Source organism: Chryseobacterium sp. GP-SGM7 (assembly GCF_049166575.1).
In the GTDB taxonomy this organism is placed as follows: Bacteria; Bacteroidota; Bacteroidia; order Flavobacteriales; family Weeksellaceae; genus Chryseobacterium.
Genome location: NZ_JBMHFF010000004.1, coordinates 339949 through 356973, shown reverse-complemented (window position 1 = coordinate 356973; position 17025 = coordinate 339949). Strand labels below are relative to the sequence as shown.

The 17025-nt window shown below is 34.3% G+C and carries 20 protein-coding genes and 1 pseudogene; 10 read left to right on the top strand and 11 right to left on the bottom strand.

Annotated features, from left to right (window positions below; translation table 11 throughout):
• Positions 1 to 102: 102 nt before the first annotated feature.
• The 3 genes from ACOOWA_RS16630 to ACOOWA_RS16620 all read left to right on the top strand — a co-directional run bounded on the left by ACOOWA_RS16630 (position 103) and on the right by ACOOWA_RS16620 (position 1549).
• Entirely contained in the window at positions 103 to 450 is a 348-nt protein-coding gene (locus ACOOWA_RS16630) for a tRNA-binding protein (RefSeq protein WP_421376902.1), read from the top strand.
• A 67-nt stretch (positions 451 to 517) separates the two neighbouring features.
• Entirely contained in the window at positions 518 to 1219 is a 702-nt protein-coding gene (locus ACOOWA_RS16625) for a 3'-5' exonuclease (protein WP_421376901.1), read from the top strand.
• Positions 1220 to 1222: 3 nt separating this feature from the next.
• Complete coding sequence (locus tag ACOOWA_RS16620; protein WP_421376900.1) at positions 1223 to 1549, top strand: SUF system Fe-S cluster assembly protein; 327 nt, start codon at positions 1223 to 1225, stop codon at positions 1547 to 1549.
• 256 nt (positions 1550 to 1805) lie between these two features.
• Here the strand turns inward: ACOOWA_RS16620 and ACOOWA_RS16615 are convergent, their stop codons facing one another.
• Both ACOOWA_RS16615 and ACOOWA_RS16610 read right to left on the bottom strand, forming a co-directional pair.
• Positions 1806 to 2207 (bottom strand): OsmC family protein, encoded by a 402-nt coding sequence (locus tag ACOOWA_RS16615; RefSeq protein ID WP_421376899.1) that lies wholly within the window; start codon positions 2205 to 2207, stop codon positions 1806 to 1808.
• A gap of 32 nt (positions 2208 to 2239) precedes the next feature.
• Positions 2240 to 3088, bottom strand: a complete 849-nt coding sequence (locus ACOOWA_RS16610; protein ID WP_421376897.1) for a hydroxymethylglutaryl-CoA lyase — start codon at positions 3086 to 3088, stop codon at positions 2240 to 2242.
• A gap of 184 nt (positions 3089 to 3272) precedes the next feature.
• Between ACOOWA_RS16610 and pepT the strand changes: the two genes are divergently transcribed.
• Positions 3273 to 4520, top strand: coding sequence for a peptidase T (gene pepT, locus ACOOWA_RS16605; RefSeq protein WP_421376895.1), 1248 nt, complete (start codon positions 3273 to 3275; stop codon positions 4518 to 4520).
• Positions 4521 to 4568: 48 nt separating this feature from the next.
• Here pepT and ACOOWA_RS16600 read toward each other — a convergent pair whose 3' ends face one another.
• The 4 genes from ACOOWA_RS16600 to ACOOWA_RS16585 form a co-directional block, all read right to left on the bottom strand.
• On the bottom strand, positions 4569 to 4850 hold the full coding sequence (locus ACOOWA_RS16600; RefSeq protein WP_421376893.1) for a Txe/YoeB family addiction module toxin: 282 nt from the start codon (positions 4848 to 4850) through the stop codon (positions 4569 to 4571).
• Positions 4835 to 5047, bottom strand: coding sequence for a DUF2683 family protein (locus ACOOWA_RS16595; RefSeq protein ID WP_421376892.1), 213 nt, complete (start codon positions 5045 to 5047; stop codon positions 4835 to 4837). The genes ACOOWA_RS16600 and ACOOWA_RS16595 overlap by 16 nt, the downstream gene beginning before the upstream one ends.
• Positions 5048 to 5168: 121 nt before the next feature.
• On the bottom strand, positions 5169 to 6233 hold the full coding sequence (thiL, locus tag ACOOWA_RS16590; RefSeq protein WP_421376890.1) for a thiamine-phosphate kinase: 1065 nt from the start codon (positions 6231 to 6233) through the stop codon (positions 5169 to 5171).
• Between the two features lie 76 nt (positions 6234 to 6309).
• On the bottom strand, positions 6310 to 6804 hold the full coding sequence (locus tag ACOOWA_RS16585) for an acyl-CoA thioesterase (RefSeq protein WP_421376889.1): 495 nt from the start codon (positions 6802 to 6804) through the stop codon (positions 6310 to 6312).
• Between the two features lie 375 nt (positions 6805 to 7179).
• On the opposite strand from ACOOWA_RS16585, the gene ACOOWA_RS16580 reads away from it, so the two are divergent.
• The 3 genes from ACOOWA_RS16580 (at position 7180) to ACOOWA_RS16570 (ending at position 10053) form a co-directional block, all read left to right on the top strand.
• The gene (locus tag ACOOWA_RS16580) at positions 7180 to 8382 is read left to right on the top strand and encodes an NAD(P)/FAD-dependent oxidoreductase (RefSeq protein WP_421376887.1); all 1203 of its coding nucleotides are present in this window, start codon (positions 7180 to 7182) and stop codon (positions 8380 to 8382) included.
• A 106-nt stretch (positions 8383 to 8488) separates the two neighbouring features.
• A complete protein-coding gene (locus ACOOWA_RS16575) occupies positions 8489 to 9127 on the top strand; it encodes a DUF2306 domain-containing protein (RefSeq protein WP_421376885.1) in 639 nt (212 codons plus the stop codon).
• Positions 9128 to 9132: 5 nt separating this feature from the next.
• Entirely contained in the window at positions 9133 to 10053 is a 921-nt protein-coding gene (locus tag ACOOWA_RS16570) for a YARHG domain-containing protein (RefSeq protein WP_421376883.1), read from the top strand.
• A 36-nt stretch (positions 10054 to 10089) separates the two neighbouring features.
• Here the strand turns inward: ACOOWA_RS16570 and ACOOWA_RS16565 are convergent, their stop codons facing one another.
• From ACOOWA_RS16565 to ACOOWA_RS16555, 3 genes and pseudogenes are all read right to left on the bottom strand, one after another.
• The gene (locus tag ACOOWA_RS16565) at positions 10090 to 10476 is read right to left on the bottom strand and encodes a DUF2809 domain-containing protein (RefSeq protein WP_421376882.1); all 387 of its coding nucleotides are present in this window, start codon (positions 10474 to 10476) and stop codon (positions 10090 to 10092) included.
• A gap of 91 nt (positions 10477 to 10567) precedes the next feature.
• Positions 10568 to 11220 (bottom strand): annotated as a pseudogene (locus ACOOWA_RS16560) (thioredoxin family protein).
• Positions 11221 to 11223: 3 nt separating this feature from the next.
• Positions 11224 to 11721, bottom strand: a complete 498-nt coding sequence (locus tag ACOOWA_RS16555; protein WP_421376881.1) for a TlpA family protein disulfide reductase — start codon at positions 11719 to 11721, stop codon at positions 11224 to 11226.
• A gap of 190 nt (positions 11722 to 11911) precedes the next feature.
• Between ACOOWA_RS16555 and ACOOWA_RS16550 the strand changes: the two genes are divergently transcribed.
• The gene (locus tag ACOOWA_RS16550; protein ID WP_421376879.1) at positions 11912 to 12373 is read left to right on the top strand and encodes an energy transducer TonB; all 462 of its coding nucleotides are present in this window, start codon (positions 11912 to 11914) and stop codon (positions 12371 to 12373) included.
• Between the two features lie 78 nt (positions 12374 to 12451).
• Here ACOOWA_RS16550 and ACOOWA_RS16545 read toward each other — a convergent pair whose 3' ends face one another.
• Both ACOOWA_RS16545 and mutS read right to left on the bottom strand, forming a co-directional pair.
• A complete protein-coding gene (locus ACOOWA_RS16545; protein ID WP_421376878.1) occupies positions 12452 to 13039 on the bottom strand; it encodes a hypothetical protein in 588 nt (195 codons plus the stop codon).
• A 3-nt stretch (positions 13040 to 13042) separates the two neighbouring features.
• Positions 13043 to 15631, bottom strand: coding sequence for a DNA mismatch repair protein MutS (gene mutS, locus ACOOWA_RS16540; RefSeq protein WP_421376876.1), 2589 nt, complete (start codon positions 15629 to 15631; stop codon positions 13043 to 13045).
• Between the two features lie 337 nt (positions 15632 to 15968).
• Between mutS and ACOOWA_RS16535 the strand changes: the two genes are divergently transcribed.
• The gene (locus tag ACOOWA_RS16535) at positions 15969 to 16853 is read left to right on the top strand and encodes a bestrophin family protein (RefSeq protein ID WP_421376875.1); all 885 of its coding nucleotides are present in this window, start codon (positions 15969 to 15971) and stop codon (positions 16851 to 16853) included.
• Complete coding sequence (locus tag ACOOWA_RS16530) at positions 16837 to 17004, top strand: B-box zinc finger protein (protein ID WP_421376873.1); 168 nt, start codon at positions 16837 to 16839, stop codon at positions 17002 to 17004. Before ACOOWA_RS16535 ends, ACOOWA_RS16530 begins: the two co-directional genes overlap by 17 nt.
• The last annotated feature ends 21 nt before the right edge of the window (positions 17005 to 17025 follow it).

Below are 17025 nucleotides of genomic sequence, written 5' to 3'. Positions count from 1 at the left end.
AATTTTTTGTGTGGTATTAAAGTATTTTTGAATGATTTTTTATCTCTATTTTTTATACTTTTGTTTCAGACATGAATTATTATTACATCAACTCGATTCACAATGAATATCAAACCTGAAATTTCCTGGGCCGATTTTGAAAAATTAGATATCCGAAGCGGGACTATTATTTCCGTCGCCGATTTTGAGAAAGCAAGAAACCCGTCTTATCAGCTTGAAATTGATTTTGGAAATTTGGGAATCAGAAAATCTGCTGCACAGATTACTACGCTTTACAGCAAAGAAGATTTGGTTGGAAAACAGATTTTAGCTGTTGTTAATTTTCCAAAAAAACAGATTGCCAATTTCTTCAGTGAATGTCTGGTTTTGGGAGTTTACGGAGATAACCAAAAAGATGTAACGCTTTTAAGTCCTTCATTACCTGTAAAAAACGGACTTCAGATTGGATAAACCTCATAGGTTTTTAAAAACCTATGAGGTTTAAAATAATATAATTCATACGTAATCAAACACAGATATGATACAAAATATTCCTTTAGAAAAAGTTTTATTCATTGATATTGAGACTGTTCCACTTTACGGAGACTGGAACGAAATTCCGGAAACCGAACAGAAACTTTGGGATAAAAAAACCAGACATCAGCGGAAAGATGAAATTTCTGCCGAAGATTTCTATGAAAGAGCCGGAATAATGGCCGAATTTGGCAAAATAATTTGTATCACCATCGGAATGCTCGAAAAAAATGATACTTTAAAAATAAAAAGTTTCTTTGGTCACGATGAGAAAAAACTGCTGATGGAATTTGGCGAAATATTTAACAGCCCGAGACTTCGAGATGTCATTCTCTGTGCTCATAACGGTAAAGAATTTGATTTTCCGTGGATCGCAAGGCGATTTTTAATTAATGGAATGATGCCTCCTACTCCATTTCAGATGTTTGGAAAAAAACCTTGGGAAATTCCGCACATCGATACGATGGAATTATGGAAATTCGGCGACTATAAAAGCTTTATTTCTTTAGAATTACTGGCTCATGTTTTTGGAATTTCTACTCCAAAAGATGATATTGACGGATCAATGGTTTCATCAATTTACTACATAGAAAAAGACTTGCAGCGAATAGTCGACTATTGTGAAAAAGATGTCTTAACTTTGGCAAACATTTTCAGACGAATGCGTCAGGAAGATTTACTACAGAGAAATATCAATTTAGATTAACAGATGAACTTTACAGACGATCAGATTGCCGACATCGGTGAAGAAATTATAAGAGTACTAAAAACCGTTTATGACCCGGAAATTCCGGTAGATATTTACGAATTGGGGTTGATTTATGACGTTCAGATTTCGGAAGAAGCAGATGTAAAAATCATCATGACTTTAACCACGCCAAACTGTCCTGTTGCAGAAACTTTACCACAGGAAGTGAAAGATAAAGTGAAAGAAGTAGAAAACGTGAATGAAGTTGATCTGGAACTTACCTTTGAGCCCAGCTGGAACAAAGATATGATGAGCGAAGAGGCGAAGTTTGAACTGGGAATGCTTTAGAGGATGAAAGATGGAAGCGGGGTGCTGGAAGTTTTTAGTCTCCGCAATGTCAATCTTCATCAAAAGATATAAGAACTGTCAATATTTGGCAGTTTTTTTATTTATATTTTTGTTTGAACCATTAAGATTGTTAAATTGGTCAGGAATATTAAGTCTGATTTCCATCTTAAGTTCTAAACCTATCCTATCTCTTAAATAATTCTGCGTATCTGCGTGAAATAAAAATAAAAAACCACAGAAAAACTGCGGCTAGAATTTACTGATAAATGAAAACCATCGTTTGTACCAAATCGGGATGAAGGCTTTTTGCAACCGGACAATTATGCGCCGTTTCTTCGATGAAAGCTTTCTCTTTGTCTGAATACGTATCTGAAAAAGTAAAATTACAAACAATCTCACTGATTCTTCTCGGGTTTGCTGCCATAATTTTCTGCAAAGTACAATGTGCACCGTCAATCTTAATTCCTTTTTCTTTCCCTAAAATGGCAATGGTGGTCAAAACACATTCAGCCAGAGAAGTGGCACACAGATCGGTTGGAGAAAATTTCTCACCTTTTCCGTGATTGTCTGTTGGTGCGTCTGTTTCAATAATAGTTCCTGATTGAATATGTTCTGCTGAACATCTTAAATCTCCTACGTATGTTATTTTTGAAGTCATAATTTTTAAATTAAAATAAAAGAGACGGTGTCTCAAAAATGAAAAATATCTTTCGCTCTGTTATAAGAACTTTCGAAATTGAGTAAATTCAATTTGTGTTCCGCTTTTTCAACGCTCATAAAATTAATCACCTGTTCGGTCGGCATATTTCCTACCAAATCATCTTTTGCCATGGGACAACCGCCGATTCCTTTGATGGCAGAATCGTATCTTCTGCAACCTTGATTGTAAGCTGCTTTTAATTTAGAATAAGAATCTTCATAACGGTTATGGAAGTGTGCTCCGAAATCAATGTGAGGATATTTTGAAGGAATTTTTTCAAACAGTAAAGCAATTGTTTCCGGTGTTGCAACGCCTGTTGTATCAGAAAGTAAGATGTTTTTAATTCCTATTTCTGAAAAACGGCTTGCCCAAAAATCAACATCTTCCCATTTCCACATTTCTCCGTAAGGATTTCCAAACGCCATCGAAAAATAGAGATTCAGCTCTTTGCCCTCGCTTTTCGTAAGTTCAAGCATTTTTACAATATCATCGAAAGCTTCCTCCTGATTTTTGTTGGTATTTCTATGCTGAAACGTTTCAGAAATAGAAAAAGGAAACCCCAAAATATCCACAGACTGATGCTTCAATGCTTTTTCTGCACCACGATAATTTCCGACAATGGCTGAAACTTTGGTGTTGGATATAGATTTATCGATATTTTCGGCAACCTCAGCAGAATCTGCCATTTGCGGAATCGCTTTCGGAGAGACAAAACTCAGGCAATCGAGCACATCAAAACCAACATCCATCAGTGAATTGATGTAATCTATCTTTTTGTCGGTCGGTATAAACTCATCCCAACCCTGCATTGCGTCTCTCGGACATTCGGTAAGAAACATTTTACTTTTGATTTTCTCAAATATAATAAAACTAAACTATTTAGTTCTGATTTCAAGCAAAGCTAATATTAATTTGATTATCAATAATTTATTTCCGATTTAAAATTTCGATCCGATACATTAAGCAACAAAAACCTATTCCCAATATCAAAATTGCTAACTTTGTTAAAATTTATAATTCAAAATGAGTACAATAGAATTCAACCCGATGTGGAGAGAAAAATTACTGAACCGTTTTCTCAGCTATGTAAAAATATATTCAACCAGTGACGCCGAAAGTGAAACGACGCCGTCTACAGAAAGACAGTGGGACATTGCCAATTACATCGTTGAAGAATTGAAAACCATCGGTCTGGAAGATATTTCTATTGATGATCATGGGTATATTATGGCGTATGTTCCTTCCAATTTGGAAAATGATAATCAGCCGACTATCGGATTTATTTCTCATTATGATACTTCGCCGGATTTCAGTGGTGAAAATGTAAAACCTCAGGTTTGGGAAAATTATCAGGGAGAAGATTTGGTTTTAAATAAAGAAACCAATTTCACTTTATCGCCTTCAAAATTTGAAAGTTTAAAAAAATATATTGGTCAGACTTTAATTACGACCGACGGAAATACCCTTCTCGGAGCCGATGATAAAGCGGGTTGTGCAGAAATTGTAACAGCTGCAGAATATCTAATTGCTCATCCTGAAATTAAGCACGGAAGAATGGCAATTGGTTTCACTCCGGACGAAGAAATCGGAAGAGGTGCGCATAAATTTGACGTTGCAAAATTCGGAGCCGAATTCGCTTATACAATGGATGGCGGTGTCGTAGGAGAATTAGAATATGAAAACTTCAACGCAGCTGGAGCAGTCGTTAAAATCCACGGATTGAGCGTACATCCCGGTTATGCTTTCGGGAAAATGGTGAATGCAAGTCTGTTGGCTGCAGAATTTATCCAATCATTACCTGCAAACGAAACGCCTTCTACCACAAAAGGTTTTGATGGATTTTATCATCTAATGGATGTAACTTCTGATGTTTCTGAATGTAAACTTCAATACATTATCCGAGATCATGACGAAGAGAAATTTGAGGCCAGAAAGAAATTCATGGAGCAGAAAGTTGCTGATTTTAATGAAAAACACGGCGAGAATACTGCTGAAGTGGAGATTAAAGAGCAGTACCGCAATATGAAGCAGCAGTTCGAAGGAAAAATGCACATTGTAGATCTTGCCGCAAAAGCTATGAAAGAAGCAGGAATTGAGCCTAAAATAAAAGCCATCAGAGGCGGAACAGACGGAGCGCAGTTATCTTACATGGGATTGCCTTGTCCGAATATTTTTGCAGGCGGACTTAATTTCCACGGACCTTACGAATATGTGGCACTTGAAAGTATGGAAAAAGCTTTGGAAGTGATTGTGAATATTGTGAAAGCGTAAGATTTCCATTTAAATAAAATAAAAATCCAGATGTAAGGAGCTGGATTTTTATTTGTCATTATAATGACCTAACGATTGAATGACCGTTATAGAAATTTCTGTTTCAAATATCTCGTACACAAGTCGGTCTTTTTTATTAATTTGTCTACTCCATATTTCTCCATCACTATATTTTAATTGTTCAGGAAAACCTAATCCTGCTCTTGGGGTTTCCTCAAGTTCTAAAATCAGATCCTGAATTTTTCTCATATCAGATTTTCTTCCGGACTTTTTAACAGACTCTAAATCTTGAATGGCTCTCTTGGAGTACTTGATTAAATATTTTCCCATAGATTTTTAGAATCAATTGACACCAATTTACCTTGTTTTTTTTCTTTTCTAGCCTCATCTATTCTTATTTTTAAATCATCTGAAATTTCCTCAGGTTCAGATTTTTCTGTTCTGAACTGTATCTTCATTTCTTCAAGTAAAGATTTTAAAAGGTTTAATTGCTTTTTATTCTTAGGAATAACTAAAAGATTTTCCATAAAACTTTGTTTTATACAAAGTTATAAATTTAAAATTGTTTGCTGATTAAATTTTTGCAAACTGTCATCAAAAAAACCACTACAAAAAATGCAGTGGCTTCACAATATTTAAAATTAAATTTTAATCATTTTGCTGATTGCTTAAAAAAGCATCCCAACCTTGAGCCGTTAAAGCGACCAATTGATTAGAACCTCTTGCAATCATAAAGTTTCCATCTTCTTTTTCAACAGCATGACCGATAATCGTAAAATCAGGGTGATTTTTTATTTTATCGAAGTCATTCGGAGAAATCGTAAACAACAATTCATAATCTTCACCACCACTTAAAGCGGTCATGACAGGATTTAAGTTTAATTCATCTGCTGTTGTAATCGTTAGATTATCCATCGGGATTTTCTCCTCATACAATCTGAAACCAACATTGGATTGATCAGAAAGATGCAGAATTTCCGAAGCTAATCCGTCTGAAATATCAATCATAGAAGTTGGCTTGATGTCTAATTGTTCTAAAATGCCTTTTACATCCGTTCTCGCTTCAGGTTTCAACTGTCTTTCCAAAATATAATCAAAACCTTCCATTTCAGGCTGCATATTTGGGTCGGCTAAGAAAACAGCGTGTTCTCTTTCCAAAATTTGAAGTCCCATATAAGCTCCGCCTAAATCTCCGGTTACCACCAACAAGTCGTTTGGTTTTGCACCGCTTCTTTTTACAATATTTTCTTCATTTTCAATTCCTACCGCAGTAATGCTCATCACCAAACCAGCGTTAGAACTCGTTGTATCTCCGCCAATTAAGTCCACTTTATATCTTCCGCAAGCAGCCTGAATTCCTGAGTATAATTCCTCTAAAGCTTCGACAGGAAAACGGTTTGAAACAGCCAAAGAAACCAAAATCTGAGTTGGAGTTGCATTCATTGCCGCAATGTCGCTCAGATTTACCACAACTGCTTTATAACCCAAATGTTTCAATGGAACATATCCTAAATTGAAATGAACTCCTTCTGCCAAGACATCGGTCGTTAAAACAACTTTTTTACCTTCAGGATTAATCACTGCAGCATCGTCTCCTACTCCAAGTTCCGAAGAGTCATTGGATAAGGGGAAAAATTCCGTTAAGTGTTTTATTAAGCCAAATTCTCCCAGTTTTGAGATCGGCGTTAATTCTTGTTCTTTATCTTCAAACATATTTTAATTTTTATTGTGGGATAATGGAAGCTGGATGATGGATGTTTTACCAACTTCAAACTATAAATATTGAACTTTAAACACTGAATGTTGCCGGGTCAATATTTTCCGGACGGAAAGGAAGTTTTTTAAAGTCTTCTCTCGTCATTAAAACCGTTTCAGCAGTTTTGTATTTATTCATCGCTTCAACTACATCATCCGGTGGAGAAGTCATTTTTCTTAACATGGTGTCAATCCAAACTCCCGTTGCTTCTGAGGTGGCACAGTGTGAACCATCGGGAAGATAAAATTTATGTACGAAACGGTAAATTTCAGCATTTTCTGCACACCCGTCGATTTCTAAGCTTACAATTACTTTTTGATCAGCAAAAATTTCTTTAAAGAATGAAAATCTCTCATGCATAATTACAGGGCCAATTCCCCATCGGCTCATCTGGGTAACCCCCATTTTTTCTTTTTTCATAAAAGCCATTCTCGTCTGCGCGCAATATTGTACGTAAGATGAATTGGCAAGGTGTTTATTGGCGTCAAGATCGCTCCAGCGAACTTCGAATGTATGGAAGAAAGTCATTTAAATAAATTGTTTAACTTGAATCAAACGAAAAGATCACAAATTATTTCTTAGAAATCAACGTCATGTTTGTCATTCCGTAGGAGTCTAGACAGTGTACATTAATCAAATCAACCGAGATTCCTACGGAATGACAAATTGAATGTGTAGAGAAAGCTGTTTTTGTGATCAATAATTTTCAGCTTAAATTCAAAAATTATAATCCTCAAAATTACTCAAATTAGATGGTTTATAAAAATTGTAATTTTGCAGAAATAATCCATTGCATAAAAGGTTAAAATTTAGAAAGATTAAGTATTTTTCTAATTCTTTTTTGTTCTTTTGAAAGACTTAAAAATTTAACACTTTTGTGCCTTTTGTGGTTAAAATTGATCTATGAAGCAAATAATCATTATCGGAGGTGGCGCAGCAGGATTTTTCTGTGCTGCAAATCTCGACGAAAGGAAATATAAAATTACCATTCTTGAACAGAATTCTGAAGTCCTTCAGAAAGTAAAAATTTCAGGAGGCGGAAGATGTAATGTGACTCATGCCTGTTTTGATCCGAAAGAACTCGTTCAGTTTTATCCGCGTGGAAACAAGGAGTTACTCAGTGTTTTTACCAAATTTCAACCGGGAGATACGATGGAATGGTTTGAAAACCGAAACATTTCGTTGAAGATAGAAAATGACAACAGAATCTTTCCTGTAAGTAATTCTTCACAGACGATTATCGATAGTTTTTTAACTGAAATTCAAAAGAAAAATGTTGATGTAAAAACAAAATGCTCTGTAAAAGAAATTGAAAAACTCGGAGAAAAATATGTCGTCAAAACAAGTTTAGGAAATTTCGACGCTGACTTTGTCATTTATACAACAGGAAGTTCGCCGAAATCTTTAAAAATGATTGAAAATTTAGGTCATAAAATCATTGATTTGGTTCCGTCGCTTTTTACTTTTAATATTAAAGATCCATTGCTGAAAGATTTATTGGGAACAAGTTTCGAAATGGCGGAAACATCAATTCCACAACTAAAAAGAGAAGAAAGCGGACCGATGATAATTACACATTGGGGACTTTCGGGACCTGCAATTTTGAAAATTTCGGCTTGGGAAGCGATTAATCTGGCAAAAGTGAAGTATAATTTCGAGATTGAAGTTAATTTTATTTCAAAAGATATTGATGATGCGGAAGAATTATTTCAGAATTTTAAAGTTTCCAATCCCAAGAAAACCATTGGCCAATCGAAAATTTTCGAGGTGACCAATCGTTTTTGGCAGAGAGTTTTGGAGGTTTCCAATGTTGATTTAAATAAACAGGTGGCACAGATTTCGGGAAAAGAATTGCAGAAAATTCTGGAAAATCTATGTAAAAAGAAATTTCAGGTAACAGGAAAATCCACCTATAAAGATGAATTTGTAACGGCAGGAGGCATCGATTTAAAAGAAATAAATTTCAAAAATATGTCTTCAAAAATTTTGCCTAATTTTTACGTTTCCGGAGAAGTTTTGAATATTGATGCCGTAACCGGTGGCTTTAATTTTCAGGCTTGCTGGAGTGAAGCGTGGCTGATTGCGCAGGATTTAAATGCGAAATAATTTTTAACACAAATGGCACAAATATTTTCACAAATAGCACATTTAAATTTGTGACTTTAGTGTAAAGATTAGTAATATTTGTGTTTACAAAGAATAGAACCATAAAATGCATTTAGTTAAAAAAAATATCCTGAACGTTTTAAACATCTTATTAATCATAGGATTCGGATATTTTTTTTGGCTTATGCTGAAAATTACTTTAGAATATATTCCGTTGAAATCCGACGTCAGTTTTTTAATGATCAAACAAACGGAAGTCAGCGAAAGACCAGAATATCTGTACTTTTTTTACACTCACGTTTACTCCAGTATTTTTGTCTTATTAACCGGATTTTTAGCCATAATCAGAAAAAATTTTGGGTTGAAAAACCTTCATAAAAATACCGGTAAAATTTATATTTTTTTCATTCTGATTTTCGCAGCTCCTTCTGGAATTTACATGGGAATTTTTGCGAATGGAGGATCTTTATCTAAAATTTCGTTCGTTATTTTAGGTTGTCTGTGGTGGTTCTCAACGTTTAAAGCCTATCAATTAGCCCGACAGAAAAAATTTACTGAACATAAAAAATGGATGTGGCGAAGTTTTGCATTGACAATTTCTGCCATTACCTTAAGAATGTGGAAAGTAATTATTGTATATTTATTCCATCCAAATCCGATGGATGTTTACCAAATCATCGCCTGGCTCGGTTGGATTCCGAATCTAATTTTAATTGAATATTTAATCAGAAAAAAGCACATTTAATTTATATGAAAATTTTAAAATTTACTTTTATTGCTCTGTTTGTAGTTGGTTTAGCAAGTTGTAAAAAAGACGCTACAACCGAAAACAAATCAAAAGATAGTTTAACCTCTAAAAAAGATTCTGCCGTCGTTCCCGAAGTTTATAAAGAATATTATGGCATTTACACCGGAGAATTTGCAGGAAAAGGTGAGGTATACGATTATGAATCGAGAGAATATTATGAAGGAATTGATCTTAAAAAACTTTCTCTAAAAATTAACCGAATTACTCAGGATTCTGTATACGGACAAAGTATTGTAAATGGGACTCAAAGACCGTTCAGAGGAGTTTTCAATGAAGGTTCTCAGTCGTTTATTCTGGATGAGCCCGGAAATGATAAAACCGACGGAAGATTTAAAATTAAGTTTAAAAACGACAGCATTACAGGAAAATGGACTGCTTTCAATAAAACTGCCGTAAAAGCTCCGGTAAAAAATTTAAAACTGATTAAAAAAGAATTTGTTTATAATCCGAATTTTATGCTGGATCAAAATTCCGAATTGATTGATTGGGAAAACCCGAAAGATTTCAAAGAAAAATACACAGACGAAGAAACAGGAAAAACAGAAACTTACACTCAATCTAAAAACAGGGTGGCTTCTGATGCCGTTTTTAAAATCAATGCTTCCAAACAGAAACTAAGCGAAAAAGACATTAAAAACCTTAGAAAACTCGATTTGGAAATCATTAAAAACTCCGTTTTCGCAAGACATGGTTATTCATTTAAAAAACAGACATACAGAAACTTTTTTGAGCAGACCGATTGGTACATTCCGGTTTCCAATAATGTTGACAACGAGCTTTCTCCAATGGAAAAGGAAAATATAGCATTACTGAACCGTTTCATCAAATATGCGGAGGATAAATATGATTATTTTGGAAGGTAGTTTGGTTGATTGTTGATGGATTTTATTTTTAAAGAATTAGGTTGGATTTTTATCTGATTTAAATTTTAGGATTAGAAATAAAAATAAACATCCAACTCCGTAACACAGGATATCGATCCATGAGAAAGAATTTCCGATGACGATGTACATCAGGCTTCCAGGGAGGAAGCCTAATTTTTCTGCAATATTGAAAAGTTGGCCCAATTCCACCAAACAGGAAAACGCAAAAATTCCAATAATGAGTTTGGTTTCATTGATAATTAAAAAGCTTTTCACGAAAGTATACAGCAACATTACGACAATAACGTCACCCAAATAAGCTCTGATAAAGAAACTGTCTTTTAAAACCGTCGCAATTAAAAGCTCAACAAGGAAAATAAAGATGGTTAAAAGTAAATATTTCAGGTTAAAATTAAATTTCATCATGTTTAATTTTGCTAAAGCCTTGATTTAAAGTAAAAAAAGAGCAGACTAAAAGCCTGCCCAATATCTCAATTTAATTTTAAAAATAAAATTATTTTTTCACTTTTATTGTACAGCCTATTGCTACCGTTTTAGCATTTGCAACTTGCTTTCCACTTAATAAAGCATCCATTGCATCTTCTGCATAATGCTCTGAAACATCATTCGGATCTTCGTAATTATTATCGATTGCCCCAATATATTTTACAATATTTTTTGCACCTTCTTTTTGAAGAATAAAAACATGAGGCGTTTTTGTAGCACCATATTGAGGATATACTTTTTGCCCTTCATCTACCAAATACGGGAACGTAAATCTTTTTTCTTTTGCTCTTTCAACCATTTCTTTGAAACCGTCTTCAGGCTGTACATTCGGATCATTTGGGTTGATGGCGATTACAGGATAACCAGCTTCTTTATATTTTTTGTCGAGCTCGATAATCTGCCTTCATATTTTTTCGCATACGGACAATGATTACAGGTAAAAACGACAATGAAGCCTTTAGCTTTTTTAAAATCGCTTAAAGAAACCATTTTTCCGTCTACATTTTTAAGCCTAAAATCGGCTGCGACATCTCCCACTTCATAGCCTTTTGTAGAAGCAATTTTGGGTTTTGGCTCTTCATGTTTATCGTTTGTTTTCGTAAAACTCAGCAAACTAAGACCAACAATTGTTGCGGTCATTAAAATTTTGATATTCTTCATGATTTATAAATTTTTTGTGATAACATTTTCGAGTTCAGTTTTGGACATTTCACCATCGTTGAAATGAACTTTTTCTCCATTTTTATAGAAAATCGTCACAGGAATATTTCCGTCCCAGTTTTTTTCAAATTTTGGAATCCACGTATTCATTCTTTTAATATCATCCAATAAAACAACTTCAGCAGTCAGATTTTTCTTCTTCATAAATTCAATGACACGGTCTTTATCTTTTGCACGGTCTAAAGAAACCAAAAGCATTTTAAATTTAGGATTGCTTTTTAACTGATTATTAATCTCCATAAAGTCAGGAAGTTCTTTTACGCAAGGCGCACAAGTTGTCGACCAAAAATTCAGAACGAGCAAAACATCTTTTTCTTCCTGGATTTTCTTTTCAAGCATTTCATATTTAATCAACGGAATATCAGTAACGACCCATTGTTCCTGTGAATAATAGAAAGATATGCTGAGAATAAACAGTGTTAAACTTAAAATTTTCTTCATATTCAAAATTAGTGAAGAATTTACAAACATCTGAAGTGAAGCTGTTAAACTTTGTTAATTAAATAAATCACAATTTTTTTAATTAAATAGATTCTGCTCGCTTGCGAATTGTTGGTATTAAGTTTGATGCCCATTCAACAACTATACATCTGAAAACATCTTCAGAATAAGTATTAATACCATAAATTTAATGAAAAAAGCGATTTTTTTATATGTCTTGTGCGTCTCTTGCTTCGTTTTCGCGCAGAAAAAGAATTCTGCGATTACGACCGACAATAGTAATTCAGTTTTTTCAGGAATTCCTGATTACGAAATCATTAAGACTAAATTAGATTTAAAACAAGTCGTTACAAAAGCAGATTCCTTACCTGAATTTCCCGGCGGAATGAATGCTTTCAAAAGAAAATACTTCGAAAATATAGAAACGCTCGATCTTAAAAACAATGAGAAAGTAGATACACATCTCTATTTTATTGTTGAAAAGAACGGTTATGTGAGAAATGTTACTGCAGTTGCCAACAACAAAAAACACGCAGAAGCTGCAGAGATAGGAGTACGCAGAATCTTTGCAAGATGGAAACCAGCAAAAATCAACGGGCAGGCTGTTCGGTATTTATTTTATTTTCCTTTGACAGGTAAAAAATATAATTAATAAATACTTTCATCTTAAACATAATCGAAGTCAGAATTTGATATAGTTTTTTTGGAATAGAATTGAATAGTCTTAACTTTACATATTATCTGTTGTCACTTTTCTTTCTTCTCTAAAGGCAAAGTATGCCAAACTACCATAATACAAACCGAAAAGCAAAAACCTTCCAAAATTGGTCATTACTTTTCCGTCACCTTTAATTTCCGGGGTTGTAATACCCAAATATTCTAAAATATTTTCGGCTAAGACAGTAATTAAGATAATCGGTAAAAGAATTAATATTTTCAAAAATCGAAACTTCATTAATTTCCCATGCTGCTTTTCAGAGAAATTAAAAACAAGAAATCTGTTAGCCAGAAAAATTGAAACAAATGTGTTGAAAACAATAGAATTAAATCCCAAATTGCGATAAAAATAAATGAGACCCGCGATAAAAATCAAAGACACAGCAATAATTCGAAATTTCTGAGGAAAAAATAAAAGAAACAGAACAGGAAAGAAAATCACTAAATCATAAAACCAAAGATTCGCATATTGCCTGGAAACTTCCGGATCAATGTTTTCACCAAAAACCAAAACATAAAGATATTGAAAACATAAAACAACGTAGGATGCAGTAGTTTCATACTTCCAAAACGTCGGCTTTTTATGAATGATACCTTTCATTTTTTATTTTCCAATCATCTTTTTAATAGAATTTAACTTCATCAGAGCTTCAATTGGCGTCAAGGTATTAATATCAATTTTCGTTAGTTCTTCCCGAATATTTTCCAAAACAGGATCGTCTAACTGAAAGAAAGACAACTGCATATTTTCTTCAGTCACTCTTTTAATACTTTCAGATGAACCGCCTTGAGAACGGCTTGCTTCAAGCGTTTTCAGGATTTCGTTGGCTCTGTTGATTACCTTAGAAGGCATTCCCGCCAATTTTGCCACGTGAATACCAAAACTGTGCTCGCTTCCACCCGGAATTAATTTTCTTAAAAAGATAATATTTCCTTTGTTTTCCTGAATGGAAACGTGGAAATTTTTTATCCTCTCAAAATTAACGGTCATTTCATTCAGTTCATGATAATGTGTTGCAAATAAGGTCTTTGCCTGCGTCAGATGTTGGTGAAGATATTCTGCAATTGCCCAAGCGATGGATACACCGTCATAAGTAGACGTTCCACGACCGATTTCGTCTAAAAGAATCAAACTTCGGTCTGAAATATTATTTAAAATATAAGCCGCCTCATTCATTTCCACCATAAAAGTTGATTCCCCTGCAGAAATATTATCTGAAGCTCCGACTCTGGTGAAAATTTTATCTAAAACCCCGATTTCGGCGTGTTTTGCAGGAACGAAACTTCCTATTTGAGCCATCAAGCAAACAATTGCGGTTTGACGAAGAATCGCCGATTTACCCGCCATATTGGGACCGGTAACCATAATAATCTGCTGAGAATCTTTATCTAAAAAAATGTCGTTCGGGATATATTTTTCGCCTAAAGGAAGTGCATTTTCAATAATTGGATGTCTCGCTTCTTTTAAATCAATTTTAAAACCTTCATTTAAAACCGGTTTTGTATAACTTTCAGAAACAGCCAGTTCAGACAAACCAACCGCAACATCAAGCTGTGCAATAATATTTGAGTTCTCCTGAATCCTGTCCATATAAATCATCGTTTCCGAACAGACTTTTCGGTACAGTTGATTCTCCAGAATACTTATTTTTTCTTCAGCTCCCAAAATCTGACTTTCATATTCCTTCAGTTCTTCGGTAATATATCTTTCGGCATTTACCAAAGTCTGCTTACGAATCCAATCCCCAGGAACTTTATCTTTATGGGTATTTCTTACTTCAATAAAATATCCGAAAACATTATTAAAATCAATTTTCAGACTGGTAATTCCGGTACGCTCTACTTCACGCTGACACATTTCGTCAAGAAACCCTCTTCCTTTATTTTGTAAACCACGGAGATGGTCTAGTTCTTCGGAAATACTTTGTTTAATAACATTTCCTTTCGCAAGACTCACAGGAAGCTCTTCATTCAGATGATTTTCAAGCAATTCAATCAAATCATCTAACGAATTTAAAGGTTCCAGCCAAGCCAAAACATCGGCATGAGGATGAAGTAAACCCTTTATTTTTTTTATATTAATCAAACTTTGACGCAGATAACCTAATTCTTTAGGAGAAATTTTTTCTGCCGCCAATTTCCCCATCAACCGGTCTAAATCTGAGATGGATTTCAATAATTCTGAAATTTCATACTTAAGCTGATCGTTTTCGTTTAAAAAATCAATCAGAGAAAGTCTTCGGGAAATCTCTTCAACTGATTTTAAAGGTAAAATAATTCGTCTTCTCAACAATCTTCCGCCCATCGGCGTTGAAGTTTTATCGATAATATCCAAAAGCGATTTTCCTTTCGGATTACTTGGATATACGATTTCCAGATTTCTCAATGTAAAATGATCCATCATCAGATAATCTTCCTGCGGAATGATCTGAATTTTGGTAATATGAGCCAATAATTTGTGATGCGTATCTTCAACCAGATAAGCGAAAATGGCTCCTGCAGCGGTAATTGCTAAAGGTAAATTTTCGACTCCAAATCCTTTTAATGAATTGGTTTTAAATTGATTGGTCAGTTTTTCGTAGGCAAAATTATATTGATACGCCCAATCTTCGAGTTTAAAAACATTTCTGTTTTTCAGTTGCTCCGGAATCTGAACGCTTCGCTGATAAATAATTTCACTGGGATCAAAAGTGTTGATAATGTGTAAAATTTTATCTAAATTTCCTTCACTCACCAAAAATTCGCCTGTGGAAACATCGACAAGAGCAATTCCGTACTTTTCTTTTTCTTTATGAAGTGAAAGAAGGAAATTATTCTTTTTTGAAGTCAAAACCTGGTCGTTGAACGTAACTCCCGGCGTTACCAATTCTGTCACACCCCGTTTTACAATTCCTTTTACGGTTTTTGGGTCTTCCAACTGATCACAAATTGCCACACGAATTCCGGCTCTCACCAATTTAGGCAAATAAGAATCCACAGAATGATGCGGGAAACCAGCCAATTCGATATGCCCGTCTCCGTTGGCTCTTTTCGTTAAGACAATTCCTAAAATCTGTGAAGTTCTTACAGCATCCTGCCCGAAAGTTTCGTAGAAATCTCCCACCCTGAAAAGCAAAAGCGCATCAGGATATTTCGCCTTGATGGTATTGTACTGCGTCATTAATGGTGTTTCTTTCTTCGTCGCTTTTGCCATTGAAATCGTTCTTAAAATTGGGTTGGTAAAAATAGGGAATTTAATTTTGGAGGCAAATGAGTTATTTAGAAATCTCCCACAGATCACGCAGATTTTCACGGATGATTGAGAATATTTTTTTAAGCCTCGAATGCACGAATAAAATATTAATAGCTTATCAATACTATTTCACGTAAAAAAATTCGTGCATTCATGGTATACCTATTAAGATAGTGGAAAACTAAAAGCTTCAAAATCTGACACATCCGCATGATCTATGAGAAACATTTAATCAATTTTATATTTCTGTAAAAAACAATAATCTGAATATTTTATCTTTGCACAACACACGCAAACCATGAGAGTTTACAATACAAAGCATTTCCTGAAAATACTAGTCAGCTTGCACAAAAGCGACACGATGAAAATCCTTTTTCCAACGATGGTTTTGATGGGAATTTATTCTTTCGGAATACAATATCTGGAAATTGAATATCTTCATTTAACTTCAAAATCTAAAGTCAGCAATGTTGGAATGATTCACTCTCTACTTGGTTTTGTTTTATCTTTATTATTAGTTTTCAGAACGAATACCGCATACGACAGATGGTGGGAAGGAAGAAAACTTTGGGGCAAATTGGTGAATGACACGAGAAATTTCGCCATAAAAATTAATATTATTCTTGCCGATGACAGACAATCTGCTGATCAGATTGCAAGATATTTAAAATATTTTCCACACTTTTTAGCAAAACATCTTTCGCAGGAATCTACCAGGCTCGCTCTGGATGAAGATTATTCTGAAATTGAAAAATCATTGAGAAGTCACGGACCGACTGATATGATTATTCATTTAACTCACAAACTATATCAGCTTAAAAAAGAAGGAAAAATCTCAGATGTTGAAATGTTGTATTTAGATACTCAGATTTCCGGTTTTCTGGATGTTTGTGGCGGTTGTGAAAGAATTAAAAATACGCCGATTCCTTATTCTTACTCTTCCTTTATCAAAAAATTCATCATCTTATATGTTTTGGCATTGCCGATTGCGTATGTCATTAATCTCGGACTTTTTATGATTCCGCTGACGGTTTTTGTATATTACGTTTTGATGAGTCTGGAATTGATTGCGGAGGAAATAGAAGATCCTTTTAATAATGATGAAAATGATATTCCAATGGAAACTATTGCTCAGAATATTGAGAAAAACGTTCATCAGATAATGGGTGCAAAAAAAATATGAGATTCGATTGTGTGAAAAACCGTATAAACCTACAAGAAAATTTTGCGTCATTTGTGAACAACATTTGTGCAATTTGTGTTTAATAAACTCCCACGGATCTCACAGATTTGCACAGATAAATATTTATTGGAAAATCGAAATCCATTATTAAAGAAGAAGTCGTAAATTATAA

Coding starts and splice junctions, on each gene's coding strand:
- thiL (WP_421376890.1), bottom strand. CDS start 6,233: ATGTTTGAAGATAAAGAACAAGAATTAACGCCGATCTCAAAACTGGGA.
- ACOOWA_RS16580 (WP_421376887.1), top strand. CDS start 7,180: ATGAAGCAAATAATCATTATCGGAGGTGGCGCAGCAGGATTTTTCTGT.
- ACOOWA_RS16585 (WP_421376889.1), bottom strand. CDS start 6,804: ATGACTTTCTTCCATACATTCGAAGTTCGCTGGAGCGATCTTGACGCC.
- ACOOWA_RS16570 (WP_421376883.1), top strand. CDS start 9,133: ATGAAAATTTTAAAATTTACTTTTATTGCTCTGTTTGTAGTTGGTTTA.
- ACOOWA_RS16595 (WP_421376892.1), bottom strand. CDS start 5,047: ATGGAAAATCTTTTAGTTATTCCTAAGAATAAAAAGCAATTAAACCTT.
- ACOOWA_RS16600 (WP_421376893.1), bottom strand. CDS start 4,850: ATGGGAAAATATTTAATCAAGTACTCCAAGAGAGCCATTCAAGATTTA.
- ACOOWA_RS16565 (WP_421376882.1), bottom strand. CDS start 10,476: ATGAAATTTAATTTTAACCTGAAATATTTACTTTTAACCATCTTTATT.
- ACOOWA_RS16625 (WP_421376901.1), top strand. CDS start 518: ATGATACAAAATATTCCTTTAGAAAAAGTTTTATTCATTGATATTGAG.
- ACOOWA_RS16575 (WP_421376885.1), top strand. CDS start 8,489: ATGCATTTAGTTAAAAAAAATATCCTGAACGTTTTAAACATCTTATTA.
- pepT (WP_421376895.1), top strand. CDS start 3,273: ATGAGTACAATAGAATTCAACCCGATGTGGAGAGAAAAATTACTGAAC.
- ACOOWA_RS16620 (WP_421376900.1), top strand. CDS start 1,223: ATGAACTTTACAGACGATCAGATTGCCGACATCGGTGAAGAAATTATA.
- ACOOWA_RS16630 (WP_421376902.1), top strand. CDS start 103: ATGAATATCAAACCTGAAATTTCCTGGGCCGATTTTGAAAAATTAGAT.
- ACOOWA_RS16535 (WP_421376875.1), top strand. CDS start 15,969: ATGAGAGTTTACAATACAAAGCATTTCCTGAAAATACTAGTCAGCTTG.
- ACOOWA_RS16545 (WP_421376878.1), bottom strand. CDS start 13,039: ATGAAAGGTATCATTCATAAAAAGCCGACGTTTTGGAAGTATGAAACT.
- mutS (WP_421376876.1), bottom strand. CDS start 15,631: ATGGCAAAAGCGACGAAGAAAGAAACACCATTAATGACGCAGTACAAT.
- ACOOWA_RS16550 (WP_421376879.1), top strand. CDS start 11,912: ATGAAAAAAGCGATTTTTTTATATGTCTTGTGCGTCTCTTGCTTCGTT.
- ACOOWA_RS16610 (WP_421376897.1), bottom strand. CDS start 3,088: ATGTTTCTTACCGAATGTCCGAGAGACGCAATGCAGGGTTGGGATGAG.
- ACOOWA_RS16615 (WP_421376899.1), bottom strand. CDS start 2,207: ATGACTTCAAAAATAACATACGTAGGAGATTTAAGATGTTCAGCAGAA.
- ACOOWA_RS16555 (WP_421376881.1), bottom strand. CDS start 11,721: ATGAAGAAAATTTTAAGTTTAACACTGTTTATTCTCAGCATATCTTTC.